General features: G+C 43.6%; 19 protein-coding genes. 12 read left to right on the top strand and 7 right to left on the bottom strand.

The features are described from left to right. Window positions 1-125: 125 nt before the first annotated feature. The 4 genes from NG798_RS07345 to NG798_RS07330 all read left to right on the top strand — a co-directional run bounded on the left by NG798_RS07345 (window position 126) and on the right by NG798_RS07330 (window position 2,846). Window positions 126-380, top strand: coding sequence for a hypothetical protein (locus tag NG798_RS07345; RefSeq protein WP_261221500.1), 255 nt, complete (start codon window positions 126-128; stop codon window positions 378-380). A 278-nt stretch (window positions 381-658) separates the two neighbouring features. Then, the gene (locus tag NG798_RS07340) at window positions 659-1,327 is read left to right on the top strand and encodes a glutathione S-transferase family protein (protein ID WP_261221498.1); all 669 of its coding nucleotides are present in this window, start codon (window positions 659-661) and stop codon (window positions 1,325-1,327) included. 421 nt (window positions 1,328-1,748) lie between these two features. Further along, on the top strand, window positions 1,749-2,519 hold the full coding sequence (locus tag NG798_RS07335) for a hypothetical protein (RefSeq protein ID WP_261221497.1): 771 nt from the start codon (window positions 1,749-1,751) through the stop codon (window positions 2,517-2,519). A gap of 33 nt (window positions 2,520-2,552) precedes the next feature. After that, window positions 2,553-2,846: a glutathione S-transferase gene (locus tag NG798_RS07330; RefSeq protein WP_261221495.1), complete on the top strand. Its 294-nt coding sequence runs from the start codon at window positions 2,553-2,555 to the stop codon at window positions 2,844-2,846. A 115-nt stretch (window positions 2,847-2,961) separates the two neighbouring features. On the opposite strand, the gene ribBA is transcribed toward NG798_RS07330, so the two are convergent. Then, complete coding sequence (gene ribBA, locus NG798_RS07325) at window positions 2,962-4,659, bottom strand: bifunctional 3,4-dihydroxy-2-butanone-4-phosphate synthase/GTP cyclohydrolase II (protein WP_261221493.1); 1,698 nt, start codon at window positions 4,657-4,659, stop codon at window positions 2,962-2,964. A 195-nt stretch (window positions 4,660-4,854) separates the two neighbouring features. Between ribBA and NG798_RS07320 the strand changes: the two genes are divergently transcribed. Next, window positions 4,855-5,088: a hypothetical protein gene (locus NG798_RS07320; protein WP_261221492.1), complete on the top strand. Its 234-nt coding sequence runs from the start codon at window positions 4,855-4,857 to the stop codon at window positions 5,086-5,088. 109 nt (window positions 5,089-5,197) lie between these two features. After that, on the top strand, window positions 5,198-6,256 hold the full coding sequence (argC, locus tag NG798_RS07315) for an N-acetyl-gamma-glutamyl-phosphate reductase (protein ID WP_261221491.1): 1,059 nt from the start codon (window positions 5,198-5,200) through the stop codon (window positions 6,254-6,256). A gap of 68 nt (window positions 6,257-6,324) precedes the next feature. On the opposite strand, the gene NG798_RS07310 is transcribed toward argC, so the two are convergent. Then, on the bottom strand, window positions 6,325-6,909 hold the full coding sequence (locus tag NG798_RS07310; protein ID WP_261221490.1) for a Uma2 family endonuclease: 585 nt from the start codon (window positions 6,907-6,909) through the stop codon (window positions 6,325-6,327). A gap of 165 nt (window positions 6,910-7,074) precedes the next feature. On the opposite strand from NG798_RS07310, the gene NG798_RS07305 reads away from it, so the two are divergent. Then, on the top strand, window positions 7,075-9,336 hold the full coding sequence (locus tag NG798_RS07305; RefSeq protein WP_261221488.1) for a DNA phosphorothioation-associated putative methyltransferase: 2,262 nt from the start codon (window positions 7,075-7,077) through the stop codon (window positions 9,334-9,336). A gap of 93 nt (window positions 9,337-9,429) precedes the next feature. Here NG798_RS07305 and NG798_RS07300 read toward each other — a convergent pair whose 3' ends face one another. Continuing rightward, complete coding sequence (locus NG798_RS07300) at window positions 9,430-10,008, bottom strand: hypothetical protein (RefSeq protein ID WP_261221486.1); 579 nt, start codon at window positions 10,006-10,008, stop codon at window positions 9,430-9,432. 266 nt (window positions 10,009-10,274) lie between these two features. On the opposite strand from NG798_RS07300, the gene NG798_RS07295 reads away from it, so the two are divergent. Then, window positions 10,275-11,177, top strand: a complete 903-nt coding sequence (locus tag NG798_RS07295; protein ID WP_261221484.1) for a DUF5050 domain-containing protein — start codon at window positions 10,275-10,277, stop codon at window positions 11,175-11,177. Window positions 11,178-11,263: 86 nt separating this feature from the next. Further along, window positions 11,264-12,121: a ChaN family lipoprotein gene (locus NG798_RS07290; protein ID WP_261221482.1), complete on the top strand. Its 858-nt coding sequence runs from the start codon at window positions 11,264-11,266 to the stop codon at window positions 12,119-12,121. 72 nt (window positions 12,122-12,193) lie between these two features. Here the strand turns inward: NG798_RS07290 and NG798_RS07285 are convergent, their stop codons facing one another. The 4 genes from NG798_RS07285 to NG798_RS07270 form a co-directional block, all read right to left on the bottom strand. Further along, complete coding sequence (locus NG798_RS07285; protein WP_261221480.1) at window positions 12,194-12,976, bottom strand: inositol monophosphatase family protein; 783 nt, start codon at window positions 12,974-12,976, stop codon at window positions 12,194-12,196. 128 nt (window positions 12,977-13,104) lie between these two features. Continuing rightward, window positions 13,105-14,553, bottom strand: coding sequence for a BCD family MFS transporter (locus tag NG798_RS07280; protein WP_261221478.1), 1,449 nt, complete (start codon window positions 14,551-14,553; stop codon window positions 13,105-13,107). Window positions 14,554-14,661: 108 nt separating this feature from the next. Next, window positions 14,662-16,887 carry a carotenoid oxygenase family protein gene (locus NG798_RS07275; RefSeq protein WP_261221476.1) on the bottom strand — a complete coding sequence of 742 codons (2,226 nt, stop codon included), beginning with the start codon at window positions 16,885-16,887 and terminating at the stop codon, window positions 14,662-14,664. A gap of 111 nt (window positions 16,888-16,998) precedes the next feature. Next, the gene (locus NG798_RS07270; RefSeq protein ID WP_261221474.1) at window positions 16,999-20,910 is read right to left on the bottom strand and encodes an adenylate/guanylate cyclase domain-containing protein; all 3,912 of its coding nucleotides are present in this window, start codon (window positions 20,908-20,910) and stop codon (window positions 16,999-17,001) included. 486 nt (window positions 20,911-21,396) lie between these two features. Here NG798_RS07270 and NG798_RS07265 point away from each other — a divergent pair, with 486 nt between their 5' ends. From NG798_RS07265 to NG798_RS07255, 3 genes are all read left to right on the top strand, one after another. Continuing rightward, the gene (locus tag NG798_RS07265; RefSeq protein ID WP_261221550.1) at window positions 21,397-22,365 is read left to right on the top strand and encodes an aldo/keto reductase; all 969 of its coding nucleotides are present in this window, start codon (window positions 21,397-21,399) and stop codon (window positions 22,363-22,365) included. A 179-nt stretch (window positions 22,366-22,544) separates the two neighbouring features. Continuing rightward, entirely contained in the window at window positions 22,545-23,066 is a 522-nt protein-coding gene (locus NG798_RS07260; protein WP_261221473.1) for an isoprenylcysteine carboxylmethyltransferase family protein, read from the top strand. Between the two features lie 134 nt (window positions 23,067-23,200). Then, window positions 23,201-25,501, top strand: a complete 2,301-nt coding sequence (locus NG798_RS07255) for an amylo-alpha-1,6-glucosidase (protein ID WP_261221472.1) — start codon at window positions 23,201-23,203, stop codon at window positions 25,499-25,501. Window positions 25,502-25,559: the final 58 nt, after the last annotated feature.

The following is a 25,559-nucleotide window of genomic DNA, read 5'->3' as shown; positions in this document are numbered from 1 at the left end:
AAAATCGCTTCTACATACCGCCGGCTCTTCAACACTGATACACTGCTGATTGTCAACTTTATTAGGAGGTAACGTGCTTATCCATCCCCCCCTGTTGGGTGGCGTAAGTAGCGAACTATTGGTCTATGAACAAAAAATTAGTTGCTTTGGTTTTAAGTCTGGGTTTGGCCGGCACTTTGGCTGCTTGCGGTGGCGAAACCACTACAACCCCTGAAGCTACTCCTGCTGGTGGTTCTACTCCGGCTGCTCCTGCCGGTGGCGCTACTACAAGTCCGGCTGCTCCTGCTGGTGGTGCTAAGTCTACTGATACTAAGTCTCCCGCTGCTGGTGAAAAGGGCGAAAAGTCTCCGGCTGCTACACCCGCAACCAAAACTCCTTAATTGGTTGGCTCGCTCCTCACTTTTTTTGCGAGCTATTTAAAGAGCGTGTTTTTTCACGGAAGTTGAAAGAGCGTTTGCTCTGGCATTCGCTCCTCTCCACTTTCTTGATGGGTTTTTCCATCAGCTTTCAAGGGTTCTGTGTTGAACCAAACAGCACAAAGGGGCTAGTCTTGTTTTTGAGAAATTCAAGCCTAGCTCTATTGTCTGATTTTGTTCGGTTTGTTATGTTTGTCGGGGTGCTATCTTCCCGGTTTTTTATTGGATTTTTTGGCTGATTAATGTTGCTTTTACAGTTCAGTACGTCTCACTATTGCCGTAAGGCTCGTTTGGCTCTGGGTTATAAGAAAATTCCTTATGCGGTGGAAAATTTAACTCCTGGGTTTCATGCTTTGAAGTTGAAACCGCTTACGGGTTTGACGACTATGCCTGTTTTACTTCCGCAATTGGAAAATCAACCGGCTGCAATTGGTGATTCTACGGAGATTTTAAGGTTTCTCGAAGGCTACCAGCCTCTGCCTTCTTTTTTACCGGCTTCCCCGTCGCTACAGGCGGAGGCTTGGATGTTGGAAGATTGGCTGGATGAAAGTGTTGGGGTGGCGGCGCGGTTTGTTTATTATGATTTTCGTGCCGGTGCCGGTAAGTCTATTGATGAGTCTTTTTTTAGTCAGTTGGTGATTGGGGTGGTACGCCGGCAATATAAGATTAATTCGGCTTCGGTACGGCTGGCTGCTCTGCGTTTGGAGAAGGCGATGGAGTTTTTGCGCTGCCGGTGGCAAGTTTCGCCTTTTTTGGTGGGAGATAATTTGAGTGTGGCGGATATTGCGGCGGCGGCTTTGTTGAGTCCGCTGGCTTTGATTCCCCAGTATCGAGAAAATTATCCTGAGTTGATGCAGCTCATTGCTGAGATTCATAATGTTTGTAATGAACCTTTACCGCCTGGTTTGTAAAATTCTCTGGGCGAAGAAAATTGAATAACTATTTCTTTTTTAGCCTAAGAGGGGTAGGCAAAAAAGGCTTTTTGTGCTTGTTTAAAAGTGTTTTGCCTGCTGATACCAGGTCATAATAGAGTTAGATTTTCTGGTTTTTTGGCCTGTTTAAGTGGTTTTTTTACTGCCTTTTTAACCAAACTCTTCAGGATTTTTCTGGTGCATTGGATGATTACATATGTCAAAAGTCAGGATATGTGATCTATCTACGGGGGGAGCTATTTTCCCTTTACCTTGTATTAAACTTACCTTAACCTCACTAAAAGTCGTAGAAATAAGAGCTAAACAGTTCTTGGAAATGGCAGAGTCAATCTGGATCTGGCACCCTCTAAGTCTATGTTTCTAGTGGGAAAAAGTTCCCAGAATTATTGAGAATAAAGCTATGAAATTAAAAGTTTCCTTGTCTCCGTGGAAGGTAACACGGTTTTTGCTGTTGATTGTTTTTTCTCTGGCAACGCTTTCTTTTTTAACACATTTAAGTAACTTTTTCTTTCCTAATTATCCATTAAAATATTATTCACACAGTCTAGTTAATGTAGATGGGGAAGGAAATATACCTACGCTTTATTCAGCTTTGACATTGCTGTTTAGTGGGCTGCTGCTAGGGCTGATTGCTTATGTAAAAAAACAAGATAATTCTCGCTATGCACGCCACTGGGGGTTTTTATCGGGGGTATTTTGCTTTCTTTCTTTTGATGAGCTTTTTCAATTTCACGAACAGTTGATTTCACCGACTCGTAAGTTGTTAGGAGCGACGGGTTTTCTTTACTTTACTTGGGTTGTACCGGCAGCTTTTTTGTTGGTGATATTGGGGCTATCTTATGTTAAGTTTTTAGGTCATCTGCCGGCAAAAACTCGGACGTTATTTATGTTGGGGGCTGGGCTTTATATTGGGGGGGCGATAGGTGCAGAATTGATTGGCGGAAACATCGCTTTCGAGGGAGGAATGAATAATTTGTCTTACCATGCAATCGCTACTTTTGAGGAGCTATGTGAAATGCTGGGCGTTGTGACGTTTATCCATGCGTTAACATCTTATATTAGCAATTATCTCAACGAGGTGATTGTGCAAGTTCGGGTAGGGAAGGAATTGGCCGCTGTGCGACAAAAACCGAGTGAGGAGTTGGTTTCTCAAAGCAGCTATTTCGAGTAACATGGGTTAAGGAGCCGGTTGGAGGACAGACCCATGAAAAAGTTTGCTGTTATTTGTTTACTTTTGTGGTTTGTCGGTGTGGTTTCACCGGCCCTTGCTTTACCCCCGCCAGAGGATATTCCCGAAGAAATTCTGCGGACAGAGATTTTTACGGAGGCGCGTTCGCCTTTGGATGGCAGCCTCGTGAGTGCGGCGGAGTATATTTCGATTCAAGAAGATTTACAAAAAGGGCCGGCAGAGGTAAGAATTAGCTCGGATATTCAGCATCTTATTTTCTTGCTGAAGGTGCGGGGCTTTCTGCGGAATATTATTCCTTTTGTGCCTTAATTTTTCAGGGGTTAGTGGTCAGTTGTGAATTGTGAATTGGTCTGGGGATGAGGGAAAGTTTGCCAATTCTTTATTTACGACTGACCATACCACTGAGTAAGGTTTTTGTCAAGATTTATTTGGGATGCTCTTGACTAAAGTTGTAGATGATTTGGGTTTCGAGATGTTGACAAACAGAAGAGGGTAGCTGATTTAATAAGCTGTAGTTTTGGCGGTCGAGATCGGCGGTTAAGTGGATTAGGGGGTCGTGGCCGCCGGTGGAGGTTAAGAATTCCATGCGGGCGAGTTGAGGCAGAGTGGCAATTTTATCGAGAATTTGGGCAAGGGATTCGAGATAGGGGTGGTTGGGTTGGCGGTACCAGTCGGGGGATGCCATGCCTGGTTGATCGAGGCCAAGATGGACGGTGACGGAGGGTTTGCCAAAGAGGGGTAAGATGACCGGCCTGGCTTCTTCGCGGAGTAGAAGGTGGTGATCGAGGACGTGGGAGCGGATTTTTTCGAGCCGGTTATAGCGTTCTGGGAGGGTGGGTTCGTCGTCCCAGAAAATGGCAACGGTTGCTAGGTAGGTTTGAAGCAACATATGGCCGAGTTTTTGGGCTTTTGTGTCGAGATAGAAGCAGTTATAGGGGTTGGCTTCGATGAGCAGGGGTACGCGGTCTACGATTTCGATGCCGTAACCTTTGAGACCGGCAATTTTGCGGGGGTTGTTGGTGATGAGGCGGATTTTTTTGATGCCCAGATCGTTGAGCATTTGGGCTCCCATGCCGTAGTTACGGAGGTCGGCGGGGAAGCCGAGGCGTTCGTTGGCTTCGACGGTATCGTAGCCTAAGTCTTGGAGGGAGTAGGCTTTGAGTTTGTTGACGAGTCCGATGCCGCGTCCTTCTTGGCGCAGGTAAACTATGACGCCTTCGCCTTCTTGTTCGATCATTTTGAGGGCGGCTTGTAGCTGCATTCGGCAGTCACAGCGTAATGAGCCGAGGGCGTCGCCGGTGAGACATTCGGAGTGAACGCGCACCATGACGGGTTTTTCGGCGAAGTCTTTGGGGTCGCCTTTGACTATGGAGACGTGCTCGGTGTTGTCTAGGAGGTTGCGGTAGGCGTAGATTTTGAATTGGCCGAATTCGGTGGGCAGGAGGGCTACGGTTTCGCGTTGTACGAAGCGGTCGTGTTTTAGGCGGTAGCTGATCAGGTCGGCGATGCTGATGATTTTGAGGTTGTGCTCTTTTGCATATCCGATGAGTTCGGGTAGCCTTGCCATTGAGCCGTCTGGGTTTTGAATTTCGCAGATCACTCCGGCTGGGTAGAGGCCGGCGAGTCGGCAGAGGTCTACGGCTGCTTCGGTGTGACCGGCCCGCTGGAGTACGCCGCCTTCTTTGGCGCGGAGGGGAAAGATGTGTCCGGGCCGGCGGAGGTCGTTAGGTTGGCTGGTTGGGTTGAGGGTGATTTGAATCGTGCGGGCGCGGTCTTCTGCGGATATGCCGGTGGTGACTCCGAGGTGGCGGGCTCCGTCGATGCTGACGGTAAAGGCGGTTTGGTCGGAGAGGTTTTTGCTATTGGAGACCATCAGGGGAAGGTCGAGTTCGTCGAGGCGTTGGCCGGTCATGGCGAGACAGATTAAACCTCTGGCATGGATGGCCATGAAGTTGATCATGTCTGGTGTGGCGAATTGGCCGGCGCAGATGAGGTCGCCTTCGTTTTCGCGGTTTTCGTCATCGACGACTACTATACACCGGCCTGCTTTGAGTTCGTCTAGGGCGGTGTCGATGGGGTCAAATTTGACGTTTTGTGTTATGGGGTTTTGGGGCGATTGCACGGAATAGTCCAGCTATTTACTCGTAAAGTTTTCTTAAGCTTATAATATTTTCGATTTTAGCCCGTTTGGGGGTGGCGAGTACGGGTTGGTTGGGGTGGAGTTGGGGGAAAGGGGGAGAGGGGGGAAGAATTGATGGGGGTGATGGCTGTATAATTTTGAGCCAGATGTATTTGAAAAGAAGTAAAGCGCCCCAGCATGGTAACTCGCAAAGCATTGGCGGAAATCGTTAGCTGTTTGGGCCCACCCTATTATGAAGCACCAAACTGCATAATTTATCAGATCGATTGCCTAGAGGCGATGTCAAGGCTGCCTGATGAATGTTTAGAACTGACGGTTACAAGTCCTCCCTACAACATTGGTAAAGAGTACGAAAAACCATTGCCATCTATCGGGCGATTCAATCTACACACTATGAGTGTGATGAAGTAATTGCTTAAAAACTATGGTGCCGTGCAACGGTTCGCACAAGCCAACGTGGTATAGAATTCAGCAAATACGGCACGAACGTTAGGAAAAAAATGGTTAGGGAGTAACTATTATGAATGATTCGCAACGTCTACGAGTGGGGATTGTTGGTGCTTCTGGGTATGGCGGGGTGCAATTGGTGCGCCTGCTGATGGATCATCCTAAGCTGGAGTTGACTTATCTGGGGGGTGACAGTAGTGCGGGTAAGCCTTTTTCTGATTTATATCCGCATTTGGGGCATTCTGTGTCTCAAGTTATTGAGCCGGTGGATGTGGAGGTGATGGCAAATCGCTGTGATGTGGTGTTTTTGTCGCTTCCAAATGGTTTGGCGTATAAAATGACTCCAACTTTGTTGGAAAAAGGCTGTAAGGTGCTGGATCTTTCGGCAGATTATCGCTTTTTTAATTTGGATACTTACACGGCTTGGTATGGTGGGGAACGGACGGATAGGGATGCGGCGGAAAAGGCTGTTTATGGGTTGCCTGAGTTGTATCGAGAACGCATTAAGGAGGCTCAATTAGTTGGTTGTCCGGGGTGTTATCCGACGGCTAGTTTATTGGCGCTTTCTCCGCTTCTTAAACAGGGTTTGGTGTTACCTGAAACGGCGATTGTTGATGCAAAATCTGGTACTTCTGGGGGGGGTAGACAGGCGAAAACTAATTTGTTATTGGCTGAGGCTGATAATTCTTTGGGTGCTTATAATGTGGGGCGTCACCGGCATACTCCTGAGATTGAGCAGATTTGTAGTGATTTGGCCGGCCATGAGGTGAGGGTGCAGTTTACGCCGCATTTGATTCCTATGGTTCGGGGTATTTTGGCTACGGTTTATGCTACTTTGCGTGATCCGGGTTTGGTAAGGGAAGATTTACTTACTATTTATTCGGCTTTTTATCGTTCTTCGCCTTGGGTTAAGGTTTTGCCGACGGGGGTTTATCCACAGACAAAATGGGCTTGTGGAACTAATCTTTGTTATATCGGGGTGGAGGTTGATCCGCGTACTGACCGGGTAATTGTGATGTCGGTGATTGATAATATGATTAAGGGTCAGGCTGGGCAGGCTATTCAGTGTCTTAATTTGATGATGGGTTGGGATGAGACTTTGGGTTTGCCTCAAATGTGTTTTTATCCTTAGTTTTTGGGGTGGGCTTTTGCCCACTTTTTTTGTTTTTAAGGTTTGGGTAAAGGGGTTTAGTGGGTGTTTTAAATGTCCCAAATTGTGGTTAGGTCTAAGATAAAACCAGGTAGGACTTCTTCGCCGACTAATGTTGTGGGATTTTCGAGAATTTCTACATTTTGAGAAGGTCGATAGATTTCTACTTGTTTGGTTTTTGGGTCGATTAACCAGCCTAAATTGGCTCCATTGTTGATGTATTCTTTCATTTTTTCTTGGAGGGTTTTAAGGCTGTCGCTAGGTGAGCGTAATTCGATGACGAAATCAGGGCAAAGGGGTATAAATTTTTCTTTTTGTTCTGGTGTTAATGCTTCCCAACGGTGCCGCTGTATCCATGAGGCGTCTGGGGAACGATCCGCACCGTTGGGGAGTTTATAGCCGGTGGATGAGTCAAAGGCATGGCCAAGGTTTGTTTTGCTGCTCCATATTTCTAGTTGAGCGGCTATTTTAATGTTACGTTTGCCTGTGTTTCCGCCGGTTGGTGACATAATAACTAATTCTCCTGATGCTGTGCGCTCAAATTTTAAGTCGCGGTTTTTTTGACATAGCTGGAAAAATTGTTCGTCTGTTAAGTCGATTTCTAATGCAAGGGGAGTTGTTAAGGTTGTTTCCATGATTTTTTACCCCTAAATTGGTTTTTAGTTTTTGTTTAATTTAACATAAATTGGTGTGCAAGTGGGGTGAATTTAAAAGATTTTATTAAATTTTTAAGGTTTTGTGTTGGATTGGTAGATGATTGGTATCACAAGCTGATAGGGCGGTCGTCCGCAGGAAAGGCTATGAGTGATTGCAGTTTTGCTTCCATAAAAACTGTTTCTGCTGATGGGGAATCTGCCACACAGCAACGGGAAGATGTGGTTATTGATGTGGCTGTTTGTAATTTTCGGGAACGGGTGGGTTTGGAGGTTTTGCCGGCTTCTTTGCAAAAAAATATTGAGGCTTTTTTTGGGTGTTATGAGTCTGCTTTTGTGGCGGCTGAGGAAATGCTTTCTCAAGTTAAACAAGCAGGTGTTATTAGTAATCTCTGCGAAGTTTCAACTGTGGGAAAACATTTACCAAATGCTCTTTATGTTCACTCTTCGGCTGTTTTTGCTCTTGATCCGTTGTTGCGTTTATATGAAAAGTTGGCTTATGTTGTGGCGGGTTGTCCCGAAAATGTGACGTTAATTAAGTTTCAAACTGATAGACCAAAAGTTTCTTATTTATTTTATCCGGATTTTGATAGCGATCCTCACCCGGCTTTACGCTCTACTATTGTTGTGGGAATGGATAATTTAGATGTGACGAGTCGGGATTATGCTGATACAAATAATCCGCCGGTTTTACACCGTAAAGAAACTTTTGTTATGCAAGGTTATCCTTGTTATGAGGAGTTTGCGGAGTTAACTCGTCAAGAGGAGTTGCTGGGTTTGTTGGATGAAACTCGCGGTATTGGGATGAAAATTGGCTGGCAACAACGTTTAAATTGCCAAAAAATTGCTTTTAATAATCATTGGCTTGTTTGTCGGATTGATTGTGGTTGGGAAGAGTTGAAATTGCGAATTGATCGGCATAAGGCGGCGATGGCTCGCACGAGTTTATCTAAGCCGGTGCGGACGGCTTTGGAGGCGGATTTATTTAGGGAAAAAACGACTTTTTTTGATTATGGTTGCGGTTATGGTGGGGATGTTAGCCGCATGAAGGAAAAGGGTTATGATAGTGTTGGGTGGGACCCTTATTATTTTCCGCATAATGGCAAGGTTTCTGCGGATATTGTGAATATTGGTTATGTGATTAATGTTATTGAAGATAGGGTGGAACGTCAGGATGCTTTGCGGGAAGCTTGGAGTTTAACTAAGCGGGTTTTGGTTGTTTCTGCTCAAATTTTGGTGGATGATTATCAACAAGGTTGGATGGTTTATGGGGATGGAATTATTACGAGTCGAAATACGTTTCAAAAGTATTATGAGCAGGAAGAGTTGAAAGTTTATATTGATCAGGTTTTAGAGGCTGATTCTGTTCCTATTGGGTTGGGGATTTATTTTGTTTTTCGTGATGAAGCAGAGGCGGAAGTTTATAAGGCTTTGAAATTTCGCTCTCGCACGAGTACGCCCAGAATTCGCAAAAATTTTAAAAGCTTTGAAGAGTATCAGGAATTGCTTACGCCTTTAATGGCTTTTGTGGCAGAAAGGGGTCGTTTACCGGCTAAGGGCGAATTGCCATCTGAGGCGGAAATTAAGGCGGAATTTGGCAGTTTACGCCGGGCTTTTGATGTGATTTTGCGGGCAACGGATATGAAAGAATGGGAGGCAATTACGCAAAAACGGCGGGAAGATTTGCTGGTTTATTTGGCGCTTTCTCGGTTTAGCCGGCGTCCGAAGCCGGTGGAGTTGACTTTTGAGGCTAAGGAGGATATTAAGGGGTTGTTTGGTAGTTATAAACAAGCTTGTCGCGAAGCTGATGCGTTGCTTTTTAGCAGTGGTCATCTTAATATTATCCGCGAAAGTTGTGAAAATAGTTCGGTTGGAAAACTTTGGCCTAATTCTTTTTGGTTTCATGTTTCTGCTTTAGAATCTCTTGATCCTTTGTTGCGGGTTTATGAAGGTTGCGCGAGTCGGACAATTGGCCGGTTAGATAAGTTTAATGTGATTAAGTTAAGTACGAAAGCCCCAAAGATTTCTTATTTGTTTTACCCTGAGTTTGATACAGATCCACATCCGCTTTTAAAAAGTTGTATGCAGGTGGATTTACGGGATTTGAAGGTGAGTTATCAAAGGTGGAAAGTTGAAGATAATCCGCCGGTGCTTCACGAAAAAGATAATTTGGTAATGTGCGATTACCCGCTTTATGAAAAGTTTGCAAAATTAACGCAGCAGGAGAGAAATTGGGGGTTATTAGATGACTTTTCTGCGATTAGTAATCGTAGCGGTTGGCTGAAATGTTTGGAAGAACATTGTGCGGTGATTGTTGGCTATCAATTACGCTGGAAAAAAGATGCAGATCCTTATAAAGTTAAGCTCTTACGTTCGGCAATGCGTGCGCGTCAAACAAAACATAATTAATGCCAATGGCCGAAATTTAGGGGCGTGTTTATCCGTGATGAAACTGGGAGAATAAATTAAAGATAAACCGCCTCTCCAAATAAAAAGTTACTGTTATTTGGGAATTTTCCCGGCTAATTCTCTCCAATATTCTATGCCTTTTTTGCTGGGGATTCCGGTTTCGGTAAATGTCCAGATATCTCGCTTGTTTTGGGGGCCATAACTGATATGAATAGGTCGAGTTTTTCCATAATAATAAATTGAATCAAAGGGCAATTGTTTTTGTAATAACCAGTCTAGGACTTTATCGCTGGATTCGCTGATGATTAAAAAATCACAGGCTGCTCCTAGCCGGCTACAATAATATTGACCTTTTTTGTTGATTTCGTGGGCGATGTGTTGGTCGCGGCTGGTGTCAATTCTGCCGTTTTTTTGGCCGGTTTGGGGGTCTTTTTTGTCTAGGTATCTTTTGAGGGTTGGAGAACAAAACCCATAGGTTAGCTTAAAGTTTTCGCGGCCAAAGTTATCGATAATGGGGTCAATAATTATTTGGTTAAGTGCTTGTAAAGCGGGGATAGTTTCTTCAATATTTTTCGGGTAAGGATCAATTGACTCGGCATATTTTTGATAGGTTTTACTACAGGTGCAAAATTCTTGTAGGGTTAGGTATTTTCCAAGGTTTAGGGATTGCATGATTTAAGCTTGGGATGTTTGGTGGAGTTTTTATTTAAATTTTATCAAATTCTTGTTTGAAGTAAAAAGTTTGGGGTTGAAAGGTTAGCAAATATAGCTTATAATTGAAAACAGCAGTTTAATGGTAATTAACAGTAAGGAGGGCCGGTGGATAATGATAGTTTAAAAAAAATAAATGCTGTTTCCGGAATATTTAGATAATTTGAGGATGAATAAAAAAGCGTCTCAGTCTGTTAATATAAAGAGTGTGTGGTGAGGAAAATTTTATGAAAAACCTCTCGATTTTGCGTTTAATTTCGGTGTTTGTATTTGGCGTGGTTTTGGTGATGGCCGGTCATCATAAGTGGGGGATGGCTCAAAGTTCAAATGAAAGTCGCATTGTGTTTATTTCTGACCGCGATGGCAGCCCAGAAATTTATTTTATGAATTTTGATGGCTCGAATGTAACAAAAATTACTAGCAATTCTCCTTTACCTAATTTACCACAGTGGTCGCCAAATGGGGAGAAAATTGTTTTTCTGTCCGATAAAGATGGCAATGCAGAACTGTATTTGATGAATATTGATGGCTCAAATCAAGTTAATTTGACGAATCATCCGGGGGGTGATTACTCGCCTGATTGGTCGCCGGATGGCAGCAAAATTGCTTTTGATTCTTATCGAAATGGCAATTTTGAAGTTTTTGTTATGAATGCTGATGGAACGAATTTAGTTAACCTGACTAATAACCGCGCCAGTGATGGGTTTCCTGCTTGGTCGCCTGATGGTCAAAGAATAGCATTTTCTTCTGATAGAGATAATGATGAGGATAATATTTATTTGATGAATGCAGATGGTTCAAATTTGGTGAAATTGACGAATACAAAAGAGGCTGATTTTTCACCGGCCTGGTCTCCTGATGGCAGTAAAATTGCTTTTGTTTCGGAACGCGATGGCAATAGCGAAATTTATGTGATGAATGCGGATGGAACCAATGTTATTAATTTAACAAAAAACCCTAATTTTGATACGTTTCCTGCGTGGTCGCCTGATGGCAGTAAAATAATTTTTCATTCGGAACGTGATGGCAATATGGAAATTTATGCCATGAATGCTGATGGTTCAAATGTTACCAACCTAACCAATAATCCGGGGGTTGATATGTCTCCTTCCTGGGCGCCTAGGCGATGAGAAAATATACCCCACGCAAAAGAAATAACTGTAAGTGTCAAAAATGCTATGACAATTCGTCTCAAATGACAAAGGACAAATGACAAATGACAAAATTTTTGGCGTTTTCTCTCGGTTTTTTGTTGCTATGCACCGGCACCGCAGAAGCACAAAAAATTACTTCTCCCGTCGAACAACAAATTTACACCCGTGAGCAGTTTTTTCCGCTTTTGGAAAAAGCAAATGTTGTGTATTTGGGAGAAACTCACGACAGCGAAGCTGATCACAAAGCCCAATTACAAATCATCCAACAATTACATAGCAAAAATCCTAAAATTGCTATTGCTATGGAGATGTTTCAGCGGCCTTTTCAAGGCGTAATTGATGATTATTTGGCGGGAAAAATTAGCGAAGTTGAGTTGTTTGAAAAAAGCGAATATAACAAACGTTGGGGTTTTGATTGGGAGTTGTATGCACCGATTTTGCGTTTTGCGAAGGCTAATAATTTGCGGGTTTTGGCTTTAAATACGCCGTCGGAAGTGACGCGAAAAGTAGCGCGGGGGGGTTTACAAAGTTTAACCGCAGAAGACCGGCTATATATTCCCTCAGATGCCGAAATTCGCACGGATAATGCGGAATATAAAAATATGGTGATGGAGGTGTTTAAACAACATTCTGGGGCCGGTCATGGTAATAGTGCCAATTTTGATAATTTTTTTCTGGCACAAGTTTTGTGGGATGAAACAATGGCGGAAACTATTGCAAATTTTGCTCAAAATAACCCCGATTATCAGGTGGTGGTTTTGGCCGGCAAAGGTCATATTATTTACGGTTATGGTATTCCTAGCCGGGTGATGCGGAGAGTTAATAATGCGGGTTTTATTCAGCGTTCAATTTTGCTTAATCCAGATCAAGATTGGCCTTTAAAAGATGGGCCTGTGGCTGATTTCTTTTGGCATGATTGATTATTTAACCGCAGATGAACGCAGATGAACGCAGATATGAACGCTGATATTTAATGATAGGCAAAGGGGGTACTATCCGAATTTTTTTACGGCAATTAGGGGTTTAAAAACCGGCCCCCATTCTTCTTTACTGATTACCATTGTTGGGTAGTTTTTTTGGCTATAATCTTTGCCAGGTTCTAAGGGAAAAAGTGTTTCTGATTCCAAGGAAACCCAACAACCACCGGCTGCTTTTACAATTGTCCAAACTGCTGCTATATCCCAGATTTTCGGGGTGGCTTCGACTCCTCCTAATGTCCAGCCGGCAGCCACGTTTAAAAAGTTATAGCTGGCAACTCCTAACATTCTTATTTTACACGAAAAGGGATGCTCAATTGAGGCAATGCTGCGCGAACAAAAGCTGAAAAATTCATTTTTGCCGGGGGGACGTTGGCTAGTATGAATGGGGCGTTTGTTTAAAAAAGCTTGGTCAGAAAAAGCATGGAATGTTTGCCCCAGAGGAGGTAAAGAAACGTAGCCAAAAACCGGCCTTCCGTGATGAAATAAAGCCATTGAAATTGCCCAAATAGGAATCCCCCGCGCAAAATTTGTAGTTCCGTCTAAAGGGTCAATAATCCAGCAATATTCGTTTTCTGGGAAAACATGATCTCCCTCTTCGCTTAAGATTCCGTGTGTAGGAAAGGCGGCTTTTATTGCTTGGGTAATTTCAATATCTGCCCATTTATCGGAACGAGTAACTAAACTGCCATCTGCTTTTTCGTCTGCTTGCACTTTGCCAAAATCTTCTAACAATTGCTTGCCAATTTTTTCGGCAATTGTATCGCAAAATTCCAAGATTTCTGTAAAAAAATCCATCTTCCTCAACTCAATTATAACTTTTAACTTTTTAACCCCCTCCGGGGGTTTTCTTCGTGTAGCCACCGGTTTTAATCGGTGGCGATATTGGTGGCGATATCGGTGGCGATGCTGGTTTTAACCGGTGGCTAATCCAATTGCCCCTCCATCACTGCCTTAATAGCCGCATTAGCATTGTCTTTAAACTCCTGCACATTGACATAATTTAAAAACCAAATTGCCAGTAACATTCCCACTGCTTGAATTGCAAAAACACTGCCATAAGCAAGGAGTGGCACCCCAAACAAACTCTTACCAATATCTAAAACAATTCCCCCCAAAATTGTAGCACTTCCCCGCGCCATTGCCTGCGCTAAACCCCACGCCCCGACAAAAGTACCGGCAGTTTCAGCAGCAGTTAAATCTAGCATTAAACTCAACGCGCCGGTTGTGGCAACTCCCGCAGATAATCCAAATAATACCATCGCGGCTTTTAATAATCCTTGATTGGCGCTAAATCCTGACAAGATAATTAACAGAAAACTTACTGAAGTTGCCAAACATCCTAACTGCGTGGTTTTGCGTTTTCCTAAGCGGGGAACAAGGTAAAAGCCGGTGGCACTTAAACTCATTAACATCCCAATTCCCCAAAACGAATTTAACAGCGAAGTTTCGGGAATTGACATTCCAAAAATTTGCCCGCCATAGGGTTCTAAAACTGCTTCCTGCATGAATAAACTTATGCTCATTATCAGCATGAAGGTGAAAAATAAGGCGGTTTGTTTGCTGGCAGTGAGGATTTTAATTGCCATGCCTAATGTGATTTTGTCTTCGCGGTTGCTTGTGCTGACGCGAGTGGAATAACGCGAGTATTTTTTTTCGACTCCCCAGGTGGCAATTACTGCTAAAATAAAAACAATTGCCGGCACAATCAGAAATAAGTTGCTAATGGCTGATTGGATAATTTCTAAGGAGGCATTGTTGTCTTCTAAGCGTTTTAACAAGACTTTACTGGTAATTCCTCCAGCCGCAATTCCTACGGTCATCATTGACCAGACAATGCCTATTAATTGGCCGCGATTTTCTTCTTCGGAAACATCGACTAATAAGGCAAAAAATGGGGTGGAACTTATGCAGCTTGCTGTGCCATAAAGGGCGAAAATACCGGCTAAAGCTGCCGTTAAACCAAAAGTTTGAGTGTTCCAAACCCAACCACCGGCAGCGTTGACAACATTGCCTAATTGCCATATAATTTGAGTAGCAAAAAATAAGGCAATTGCAAATAAACCGGCCCCAATCAAAACATAGCCGGTGCGGTGGGTTCCAAACAGCGGTTTGCTATCGGACATTTGCCCAAATAAAACTCGCAAGGGTGCCACAAATTGCGATACGGTAATGGTGGCGGCGGTGATGGTGGCGGGAATGGCTAACTCGGCAATCATTACGCGGTTGAGCACTCCCAAGGTTAAGACGGCTAAAATGCCTAACCCCATTTGAAATAAACCCAGACGAAACATCGTCAGAAGCTTTATTTGCGGCAATATTACCGGTTGTGGTGGTTGGGTTTGGTCGAAGTTTGATAAGTTTTCGGCTGTCATCGCAGGTTGTGTATCAGTTTACTGTATTTTCCCACGATAGTTAAGTGCCGGTGTATTTTCAAGCCCTGTTGAGTGCCCACCCGGTTATAATGGTGGGCAGAGTTCAGCTTAAGATTGAAAATGCGGGTAAATTTCTTTCTCAAATAATTCTTGAATTTCAGGCGGCTGCTTTGCAACTAAATCTTTATAATCGTCCTCAACAGGAATATTGTAAGTTGCTGTGCGTTTACTAATTTTTGGCAACCAAGCTGTATGTACAGTAAAACCGAGTTTAAGTTCTGGATGCCATAGCTGACAAACCGGCCCTTGTTTAAGATTTGCCGCATCAAAAATCCAAATTTCATTACCATTATCTGTTTCCTCATCTGTGCCATGATGCACCACACAAACAATATACCCATCCGTTGAGTTTCCACTCCCACCGGCGCGAGGCACAAATTGCGGTGAAGTCCCAAACGAATTACTCGGAAACTGATAGATATCTTGAATTTCTAAACGATTTTCCGACCCGCTAACAATCGTTAAAGGCTTAATATGCAAGCGCAATAAGTTTGATTGGATTCCCTCTTTTGTTAGGTTAATAACTTCATGTTCTGGCACGTCTCGATACTTAAAGTCTTTGTACAGTTTTAACCCGTGTTTTGTTAGTAACTCCGGCCAACATCCCAAACAACTCCAGTAAATATCTTGCAATTCTTGCGGCGGCGGCGTATCCACACAAGTAAATAATGCCGGCCCCCAAGTGTACTGAGAATAAGGTTTTTCTTCTTTATTTTCCTCAGATTTATTTGAGTTATAATTCTCGTAGAGATCCGTCAAATCTGAGCGGATTAATTTGCCGGTTTCTCCATTCAGAATATGGCATCCCAGCCGGCTTATATCTGTTGGGCCCATAATCACCCCATAAAGTTTTTCTAAATCGTCAATTTCCCCTGATTTAAACACTGATTCATCAATATCTCGAATCCACTCCGCCGCATCCCAAGTCCCCATATTTGCCATGTGCAGAGTAATTTGTTGGTTGGGATTTTTGTATTCAGCTATAAAATGATTTGTACCACGAGGAATGCTGGCTTTTTGTACCCGGACTTTTTTCTTGTCTGGTTTTAGCGCCTCTCGACGAACAATATAAACCCGATTGTCGGCTAATTGTTGCCTGTCTATTAAATTCCTTAACCATTTCTCAACACTTTTATATTTTTTACCTGGTGCCGCCGGCAATATCTCTTCTATCAGCATTTTAAATGCCGTATCTATCAGGATAATATAATCTTCCGTTATGGCAAATTGGTGTAGACTTTGCTCAATTTTTACCGGACAGCCATTTGCTTGTACGAGTTTCCATTTTTGAATATTTCCTTTACCATCCCAGCGCACCAAGTAGGTAAAATTACTAAACGGGTTGAAGGCTTGCAACAAATTGTAAATTGCTAAAATTAAGCTTTTAAAAAAATCGATAATTTTCTCAAAAATGTTTTGGGAAGGTGCTTGTTTTTCTTCTTGTGCTTCTCTTGGTTGCTGGATAATGATATCTTCAGGAGGGTGAGGTCTGATTAAACTTAGAACATCCAAAACCCAATAAATTACTGGTCGTAATTGTGAAAGAAATGTGGTTAAAGACCGGCCAGTATTAACCGTAAACATTTCTTTTGTATTAAAATCAAAACAAGGATGCGCTGAACCTTGAATTAAAGGGAAAGGAAAAGGTGGTTGAAAAGGCAAATCTGCCATTAAAGGATTCATCGGACGCCACTCCGAACTATTCCCCACCGGCGTTATAAGTTCCAGAGTTTCGGTGTCAATTTCGTAAGGCCGGCCAATATCCCACGTTGCCAACAAACGATAACCTTCTTCCTCAGAAAACTTCATTGGTAAAAAAGCAGTATTAAGCTGATTTCTTGCTCCCAATTTTTCAGAAAAACGTAAAATTCCTAAATTATAAAACTTTATTTTTTTTTGGCGAAACGTGGCAATATCAGCATAATAACAGGGAGTTTTCATCAACGCCGAAGAAAACTTCACTCCCGCAGGAATATCATTAAAATCTAAGCGATAAACCATTCCATCGCCATTATAAAGAGCAGTTGAGCCATCACTGGCAGGAAAAACAATTTCTGTACCAGGCTTATTAGGAGAATTTACCGAGCCCACCGGCCCAATAATAAAGACATGACCCTGCAAATCTTCTGGAATTTTTTTATCATCTTTCACAAGCAATTTTAGCGCCTGTTTTTTCGCTTCTTGCGTCTCATTTGTGGCTCCAAATTCCGCTCGATTTGTTGATAAAACTGAGCGAGGAAACACCCCAGTAACCACTTCCCCTTTTTGATTCATAACACCCTTTATTGTTTAATTTGCTAATAAATACAGCAGATAGGCGGGAGCGAGTAGATTTTTTTATCTTAAAGGAGAAAAAATCACATCCAGGTTTTTCTTCCAATTTTTTTAAGAAAGTTCCCTCAGCAATTGTTGCGCCGCGATTAAATCTGGCATATCAAACCCCTGCGTAAACCAACCATAAATCTCACTTAGCAATGCTTTAGCTTCGATTGTTTTGCCTTGCTGCTGCCACAAGCTACACAAAGAAATACTAGCTCGTAATTCTAAAGACTTTGCCTCTTGCCGGCGTGCCACCTCAATACTTTTTAAATAACTTTGTTCCGCCTCTTCTACTTGGTTTAAATCTAACAAAAATTGCCCCTTAAGACGATAAACTTCAGCTTCAAAAAAACACTCTTTCGTCCGTTCTATTTCATCAACACACTCAGCTAAAATTTCTAATGCTGCTGCCGGTTTTCCGGCTTTAGCATAACCTTCTGCCAAGAATGTTAAATGACAGTGCCGAGCTAAAACCGCTCCTACAGACTTCCACAATTTTAAAGTTTCTTCAATTTGATTAATCGCTTCTTCTGGCTGGTCAAGTTGGATGGCAACCCAAGCCCGAATCAAATTTGATAACATGATAAAAAAAGGAAACTCATTTTCAACAGCCACAGCCATTAATCCATCCGCTTCTTGTAAAGCCTTTGATACTTGTTTACTGTATAAAGCCAGCCAAGCCTTACAGTTAAAACCATAAGCCAAACTAAACGGATGAGATAATTTTTGAGCTAGGGTAATAATTTCTTTACTCTGCTGAGTAGCAACCTCTGGATACCCTAAAAACCAGTTAGCCATACAGTCAAACAAGAAACACCCTATTGCCGGATCTTGTGCATATTTAGCCATATAAAACTCATGGTTTTCTGGCTGATAAGTCGCTATTCCCAACTCTGCGTAATATCGGGCTTGATTAAATTCCCCCAAATGGAAGAAATTAAAAGTGTATGAATTAGAAAATAATGGGAACAATCGCTGCTCTTGCGTACTTTGAGCTAAAGCTTCAAGTTGCTTACACAATTCCAGAGAAGCGGGAAAATCCGATTGAGTACAATAAGACACAGCCAAGGCATTTAAAATAGAAAATAGTTGAGATTCTTGTCCAACTTGTTGACAAAGTTCTCTGGCTCTATCGTAGGTTGCTTTAACTTCGACTGCACCATAACCTCTAATCGCCATTAACGGGCTACCCAAAGCAATTTGCAAACGCAATTCCTGCTCTTTTCTCTCCAGCGTATCCGGCAAAGTTTCCAACCAATCCAACGCCTCCGTAAATAACTGCAACGCCTCCCGCAAAGCGTGCGCCCGCACCGCCTGCTCTCCCGCCTTTTCTAAATAAAAAATAGCCTTTTCTGCAACCCTCGCCTGACTCCAATGATGCGCCAAAACCGAATAAAAACCCGACAAATCCTCATAGCTTCTTTCATACCACAACGCCAAAGTTTCATGCACTTGCCGGCGCTGCGAATACAACATCATCCCATAAGCAACTTCCTGCGTAATAATATGCTTAAACGTATAAGCCAACTCTGGCTCCGGCGTTTCCATCGGAGTCAAATCAAATTTTTCTAACTTCGTTAAATAAGTAGGCAATTGTAACTTATCATCCTCAATTGGATGAATTTCTCGCAACATCCGAAACCCAAAAGACCGGCCTATCACACTCGCCACTTTTAAAGTAAGCTGCTCATTAGGAGAAAGCCGGTCAATCCGCTCAGCAATTACCCCCTGCACCGTCTCAGGAAAACGTAACTCATCCAAATTCCCCACCCCCGGAGCAATTCGACATTCCCCATGATGAATTTCAATCACCCCCGCCTCGCGCAAACCATACAACAATTCCTCACTAAAAAACGGATTTCCCTCCGCCTTTTTCTCAATTAACTCCACCACCTCATCCGGCAAACTTTTCACCCCCAAACGCTGACACAACATCTCTCGCGTATCTGTAGCGTGCATTGCTTCTAAATGCAACTGTTCTACACCTTCCACCCTCAGCAATTCCTCGTATTCCACCGGCACCGGCTCACCCATCGGTCGCGTTCCAATCACCAGCAGCAAGCGCTTGACGTTCTTAGATACCGCCAAAACCAGTGCCCAGCTTGACGAATCCAACCAATGAGCATCCTCTATAACCAGCAACTTAGGAGAACGATTCACTGAATCCTGCAACAATTGTACCAACAAATCCCGCGTCGCCTCCGCCCGTTGCTGCCCCACCAACCCAGCCGTCACTTCCGTATCTGGCAAATCTAATTGCAAAACTCCATTTAAAAGCGCCGCTTTTTCTAACAACTCCGCCTCATCTTCTAATAACTCTAAAACCTGCTGTTTTTTCGCCTCTGGAGTTGCCAAAAAAGTTAAATCCAGCAATTGATTAAACACCCCATTCCAAGCATGATAAGGCTTAGATTGATCAATCGCATCCCCCGCACCAGTAAGCGTACCCAACCCTAAATCTTGTGCTTGCAAAAGCAAATTTTCTATCAAACAAGACTTGCCAATTCCCGCCTCCCCAGAAATCAACATCACCCCAGAAGCACCGGCTTTTAATTGCTGTAATTTTTCAGCCAACAAAGCCCTTTCTTTTTCCCGCCCCACAATATTTTTTTGAGTTTCTAAACTCATCCACCAAGGGCGATCTTGCACCACAAAGCTAGTCGGAACAAACACCGCTACCGCCTCATCTCTACCTTTAACTTTAATCGGAGTTAATGTTTCAAAATTTATCTTTTCTTTAGCTCTTTCAAAAGTCCTCTCATCACACAAAATCCCATCATTTGCCGCCTGCATCAACCGCGCCGACAAATTCACCACCGCCCCAATAATCGTATATTCCCGCCGTTTATCACAACCAATTACACCACTATAACAAATGCCGGTGGTGATGCCAATTTTCGGTTTTAATCCTAACTTTCTCAACTTCTCTAAAATCGCCATTCCCGCTGTCACACAGCGCACCGCATCATCTCCGTGAGAAAAAGGCGGCAACCCCAAACCTATCACCAATGTACTGCCTTTATCATCTACCAAAAACTTATTTAAAGTGCCTTCATAAACCGTTAAAACATTTTGAATAACCGTCAAAATCTCTGTAATAAAATCCAAAGAATTGGGAGCATTATAATCAATACCAGGCAAATTTAAAAACATCACCGACACGCGCCGCAATTCTCCTAACCACTGGGTTTGACCGGCCTCCAACCGTTGCAAAACCCCCATATTGATATATCGTTTCAGCCGAGTTTCCATCGCTTTATTCAAGGAAATTTCAGGTGATTTAGGCAAATCTAAAATACTGCGATCCACCACCGATGCCTGATAATTAAAACCTTCTAAACGCACAACATTACTTTCTAACAAACTGCCATTAAATTGATGTTTAATTAATTTCCAAGCCGGTAGAGAAATACAAGCCTCACCCGTACCTGCTGCTATTTCAGCACTTGCAACTTGAGCAATAGGTTCACCGGCCACAAAATACTCCCATTTATCAGCACTACCGCCGGTGTAAAATTCCTTCAGTTCGCCAGCACCAATACCGATATGTAATTGTAATTGAGCATCGGCGCTTTTATATTCCCCCAAATCATTTAAAATTGCCAAAGCACATTGAGCCGCTCGAAAAGTTGCTTGTTCTAAAGAAAGAGTTTCTGCCGGCCAAATAGCCAACATAGCATCGCCGGCAAACTTGACAATATCCCCCTCATGTGCTGTGATTAGCTCTATTAATTGGCCAAAGTAAGCATTAAGATGTTTGGTGAGTTCCTCAACACCGGCAGAACCTTTTTGAGCAAGACGTTCTGTCAGAGACGTAAAACCAGAAATATCAGCAAATAAAACCGCCGCATTCAAAGAAGATATTTTTGGACTTTTGAGAGGGATAGGATCTGCCGCGAAGCAGCTTAAAACACGGAATGGCATAAAGCTGGCAAGAGTTTCTAACAAAGTCGGCATAGGAGAATTGCGAGTCATCATGGGAAAATAATATTAGTGGGGATGCAATAACGTTTTGATGGAATTAATAACACCCTGAAACGGCTTTTATCCGGTTTTATTTGAAGAATGGCGTCTTAGTGTTACCTACAGCACTATTTAAGCCAACCATGTTTGTGTATGGCCGGTGCCATCCCTCATTATTGAAATCTAATTTTTAAACTAGCACAAAATCGGAAATTTGCCGATAACATCCTACTTTCTGCCTTTTGGGAATTTTTAATAAATAGCTATTTTGCCAAAGTCAAACAGAAGTTAAATTGCTTAAACTCTTGTTAAGACTGATTTTTCTCTGGAGACAAATAAAATTTTAACTTAAACATTTGTCCTCAATTTTCGGAGAATTTGCCCAAATGCGAAGAGAACAAGGCGACTCGTGAGGACACTTGGGCAGAAAACAGTGCCGGTTTAACACTTAATAGAGAAGACCACGCTAAAACTAAAGGAAGAGTAGACAATTTTGGCAATATGGAAACCACAACCCTCGGCTATCGCCCCGCCAACGCCGGCGAAAAAACTGGCCCCACCGTCACAAAACTAGGCATCGGCGCCTGGTCATGGGGAGACAAACTCTTCTGGAACTATGGCAAAGACTACGGCGAAGAACAAGTCAAAGAAGCCTTTAAAGCCGCCGTCGAAGCCGGTATCACATTTTTCGACACGGCAGAAGTCTATGGCCCAGGCGAGTCGGAAATCTTACTCGGTAAATTTATCAAAGAAACCGGCGCCAATGTCCAAATCGCCACAAAATACGGCCCCTTACCTTGGCGTTTCACAGCCGAGTCAGTTTCCGACGCCTTAACCGACAGTTTAAAACGATTGCAACTGCCCCGCGTCACCTTGTATCAAGTTCATTGGCCATTTACATTTTTAATGAGTCAAGAAACCTTGATGAACGCCTTAGCCAACGAAGTAGAAAAAGGCAGAATTGAGTCGGTTGGTGTTAGCAATTACTCAGCCGAACAAATGCAGCAAGCCCATCAAATTTTAGCCAAACGAGGCATCCCCCTAGCCGTTAATCAAGTACGATACTCATTACTAAACCGGCAAATAGAAAGCCAAGGAATTCTAAGCACAGCAAGACAACTAGGCGTAACAATATTAGCCTACAGCCCGCTTGCCCAAGGCTTACTCACCGGCAAATACACCGCACAAATAACACCAACCGGCCCCCGCCAATGGGATGCAAAGTTTAGTAAAGAAGGATTGCAAAAAATTGAGGGAGTGTTGGAATTATTAAGAAAATTTGCCGAAAAATATCAACGCACACCGGCGCAAGTTGCTTTAAATTGGTTAAAGGCTCAAGAAGGAGTAATCCCCATCCCCGGAGCCAAAACAGCCAAGCAAGCCATAGAAAATGCCGGTGCATTAGGGTGGCAATTAACCTCCGATGAAATCGCTCAATTAGAGCAAATATCACGCCCTTGGTTGAAGTAAAAAAGTTGTCGTTGGTCATTAGTCAAACGTAGGGGCGGTGCCACTTTTTGGCGCAGGCAGAGCGGCTGTAAGCCCCGCTCAACAAACGACCAATGACAACTTTATGGCCGGTGCCACTCTTTAGCGCAGGCGGGGCGCTTGTATGCAAACCTCAACAAATAACAAAGGAAATTTGACAAATGACAAAAGACATATTAAGAGAATGGGGTTTCACCCGTGAGGGGTGGCGCACCGGCCAAAAAGGAGAATATTTAGTATTACTACAAGGGCTATTACTTGTAGGATTTTTTTGTTTGCCGGTGTACAAACCAGCCGGTTTAAAAATCAACACAGCCGGCTTACATTGGGGAATATGGATAATAGCCGTTAGTTTAGCAATAGCAGGGGGCATTTTAATAATCAAAGCCCTACTTGACTTAGGCAACAACCTCACCCCCTTACCCCAACCAAAGGAGACAAACCAACTTGTACAAACCGGCATCTACAGCATAGTCCGTCACCCCCTTTATAGCGGCATAATCTTCCTAGGACTAGCTTTTACCATCTATCATCAAAGCCTAACTCACCTGCTTGGTAGCCTGATATTATTTATCTTTTTTGACATCAAAGCCAAGCGAGAAGAAAACCTCCTCAGCCAAAAACACAGCGACTATCCTGACTATCAAAAACGAGTTAAAAAACTCCTACCCGGACTCTATTAAAACCCCACCAAAACCACCACAAACCCTACGCCAAAAGCAGAAAACCCATCCGCGTTAATCTGTGGGGCAGGCATCTTGCCTGCTTGACATCTGCGGTTAAAAAATCCAAAACACCCACCAAAAAAATCATCAAAATGACACAAGAAACCATCCAAATCGAAGGAAAAACCTACATCAACGCCGAACAAAACCCCATCCCCGAATGGCCGGCAGTCGTCAACGAACAACCCCAACCAACCCTAACCCTAAAAGACAACGACATATTCTTAGTTACAGACAGCCTAGGAAACATCGCCGGTAGCCTACAAGACGACTGCAACAGCAGCATGGGATTATTTTGCCGCGACACAAGATTTCTCAGCCGGCTAGAACTACAAATCGAAAAACGCACACCCGTCCTCCTCAGCAGCACAGCAGACAAAGGCTTCGGGCTCACCGTACTTTGCACAAACCCCCGCATAGAAAACCACCTTTCCCCCGACACCCTAGGAATCAAACGGGAACTAATGCTAAATGGCGCATTATTTTCCGAAATTGAAATCACCAACTACAGCACAGAAGCCGTCAGTTTTCAAATTAGCCTAAGCTTAAACGCCGATTTCGTAGACTTATTTGAAGTGCGCGGATATGGCCGGCCAAAACGCGGACAACTTTTGCGAAATTTGGCAATTATTGGAGACAAAAAACCCGTAGAAGAACTGCTCACCGTAGGCGCCGGCAACAACGAAATTGAAAAAGAATTTGCCAACTATATAACACCCCTCAGCCAAGACGAAGAACTAATCTTAGCCTACCTCGGACTTGATAATAAACTCATGGAATCGCGGATTCGCTTTGATCACCGGCGCCCCGACTACCTAAAAGGATATACCGCCATTTGGAACATGAATCTACAGCCGCATCAAACCGAAATCATCGGCTACCGGCTGCAAATGTTCATCAATAACCGGCCCGCATCAGTCATCAACCCCCCCGTCACCCTCACCCAAGCCAAAGCAGCAGAAAGCCAAGAAGAACAACTCTGGACACACGAAAGCACCCACATCCGTTCCGACAAAAACACCTTTAACGAAATCATCGAACGCGCCGAAGAAGACTTATATATTTTGCGGCAAACTTTCGGCAAAAACACAGCCTTATCAGCCGGCGTACCTTGGTTCTCAACTTTATTCGGACGAGACTCGATCATCGCCGCTTCCCAAACTTTAATGCTAAACCCCAAATTAGCCCGCGATACCCTCCAAATACTCGCGGAATATCAAGGCAAAAAAGACGACGAATGGCGCGACGAACAACCAGGCAAAATCTTACATGAAATTCGCTACGGCGAAATGGCCCGCTGCGAAGAAATCCCCCACACTCCCTATTACGGAACAGTCGATGCTACACCGCTTTGGCTAATGCTATATGCCGAATATTTTGCCTGGACAAACGACAAAGAACTGCTCGAAGAATTGTGGCCAAACGCCTTAGCGGCAATGGAATGGATAGACCGAAACTGTCAACAAACCGGCTATCTCTCCTATGACCGGCAATCAAAAAGAGGCTTAGATAACCAAGGTTGGAAAGACTCAGGAGACTGCATCGTAGATCGCCAAGGAAAAAGAGCCACCGGCCCCATCGCTCTCTCCGAAGTACAGGGCTACGTTTATGCAGCAAAAATTCGCCTAGCCGAAATTGCCCGCCTCAAAAAACGCCTCGACTTAGCAGATCGCTGGCAAGAAGACGCCCGCAATTTAAAACAGCGGTTTAACCGCGACTTTTGGGTAGAAGATTTGGATTTTTGCGCCCTCGCCTTAGACGGAGAAGGCAAGCCGGTAGACAGCATCACCTCCAACCCCGGACACTGCTTACAACTAGGAATATTTGAACTTGAAAAAGCACACAGCGTAGCTGAACGACTCCGCGCCCCCGATATGTTCAACGGGTGGGGAATCCGCACCCTCAGCAGCAAATCTCCCGCCTATAATCCAATGGGATATCACATAGGCTCAGTATGGCCTCACGATAATTCCTTAATCGCAATTGGGCTGCGTTCGCTAGGTTTAGTAGAACAAGCTATCGAAATAGGAGAAGGCTTATTAGACATGACCCGCGTTCAAGCTTATAAACGTCCTCCTGAACTTTTTTGCGGCTACGAACGTCAAGATAATAACAGGCCGGTTCGTTACCCTGTTGCTTGCTCCCCGCAGGCTTGGGCAACCGGCAGCATCTTTCAATTGTTGCAAATGATGGTGAACTTAGTTCCCGACGCACCCAACAATTGCCTACATATTATCGACCCCACCTTACCCGAAAGAATCAACAAAATATCCCTCTCAAATCTAAAAATCGGCAACACAATTCTTGACTTAGAATTTGAGCGATCTGGCAATACTACCGCTTGCCGTGTTGCCAAAAAAAGAGGTAATTTGCGAGTTGTGATTGAGGCTTAATTTTTTTTCAAGGTTAGGGCAGAGAGCGAAACATACAGAGAAACAGAGGAGGTTAAAT

This window comes from Ancylothrix sp. D3o, from assembly GCF_025370775.1.
Lineage (GTDB): Bacteria > Cyanobacteriota > Cyanobacteriia > Cyanobacteriales > Oscillatoriaceae > Ancylothrix.
The sequence above is the reverse complement of the archived record's forward strand: the minus strand, read 5'-3'. Positions and strand labels throughout refer to the sequence as shown.

Bases quoted from the DNA above. Each gene is read 5' to 3' on its own strand.
- NG798_RS07280 (WP_261221478.1), bottom strand. From the start codon at position 14,553: ATGACAGCCGAAAACTTATCAAACTTCGACCAAACCCAACCACCACAA.
- NG798_RS07320 (WP_261221492.1), top strand. From the start codon at position 4,855: ATGGTAACTCGCAAAGCATTGGCGGAAATCGTTAGCTGTTTGGGCCCA.
- NG798_RS07275 (WP_261221476.1), bottom strand. From the start codon at position 16,887: ATGAATCAAAAAGGGGAAGTGGTTACTGGGGTGTTTCCTCGCTCAGTT.
- NG798_RS07265 (WP_261221550.1), top strand. From the start codon at position 21,397: ATGGAAACCACAACCCTCGGCTATCGCCCCGCCAACGCCGGCGAAAAA.
- argC (WP_261221491.1), top strand. From the start codon at position 5,198: ATGAATGATTCGCAACGTCTACGAGTGGGGATTGTTGGTGCTTCTGGG.
- NG798_RS07305 (WP_261221488.1), top strand. From the start codon at position 7,075: ATGAGTGATTGCAGTTTTGCTTCCATAAAAACTGTTTCTGCTGATGGG.
- NG798_RS07270 (WP_261221474.1), bottom strand. From the start codon at position 20,910: ATGATGACTCGCAATTCTCCTATGCCGACTTTGTTAGAAACTCTTGCC.
- NG798_RS07290 (WP_261221482.1), top strand. From the start codon at position 11,264: ATGACAAAATTTTTGGCGTTTTCTCTCGGTTTTTTGTTGCTATGCACC.
- NG798_RS07340 (WP_261221498.1), top strand. From the start codon at position 659: ATGTTGCTTTTACAGTTCAGTACGTCTCACTATTGCCGTAAGGCTCGT.
- NG798_RS07255 (WP_261221472.1), top strand. From the start codon at position 23,201: ATGACACAAGAAACCATCCAAATCGAAGGAAAAACCTACATCAACGCC.
- NG798_RS07335 (WP_261221497.1), top strand. From the start codon at position 1,749: ATGAAATTAAAAGTTTCCTTGTCTCCGTGGAAGGTAACACGGTTTTTG.
- NG798_RS07330 (WP_261221495.1), top strand. From the start codon at position 2,553: ATGAAAAAGTTTGCTGTTATTTGTTTACTTTTGTGGTTTGTCGGTGTG.
- NG798_RS07345 (WP_261221500.1), top strand. From the start codon at position 126: ATGAACAAAAAATTAGTTGCTTTGGTTTTAAGTCTGGGTTTGGCCGGC.
- NG798_RS07285 (WP_261221480.1), bottom strand. From the start codon at position 12,976: ATGGATTTTTTTACAGAAATCTTGGAATTTTGCGATACAATTGCCGAA.
- NG798_RS07310 (WP_261221490.1), bottom strand. From the start codon at position 6,909: ATGGAAACAACCTTAACAACTCCCCTTGCATTAGAAATCGACTTAACA.
- NG798_RS07300 (WP_261221486.1), bottom strand. From the start codon at position 10,008: ATGCAATCCCTAAACCTTGGAAAATACCTAACCCTACAAGAATTTTGC.
- NG798_RS07260 (WP_261221473.1), top strand. From the start codon at position 22,545: ATGACAAAAGACATATTAAGAGAATGGGGTTTCACCCGTGAGGGGTGG.
- NG798_RS07295 (WP_261221484.1), top strand. From the start codon at position 10,275: ATGAAAAACCTCTCGATTTTGCGTTTAATTTCGGTGTTTGTATTTGGC.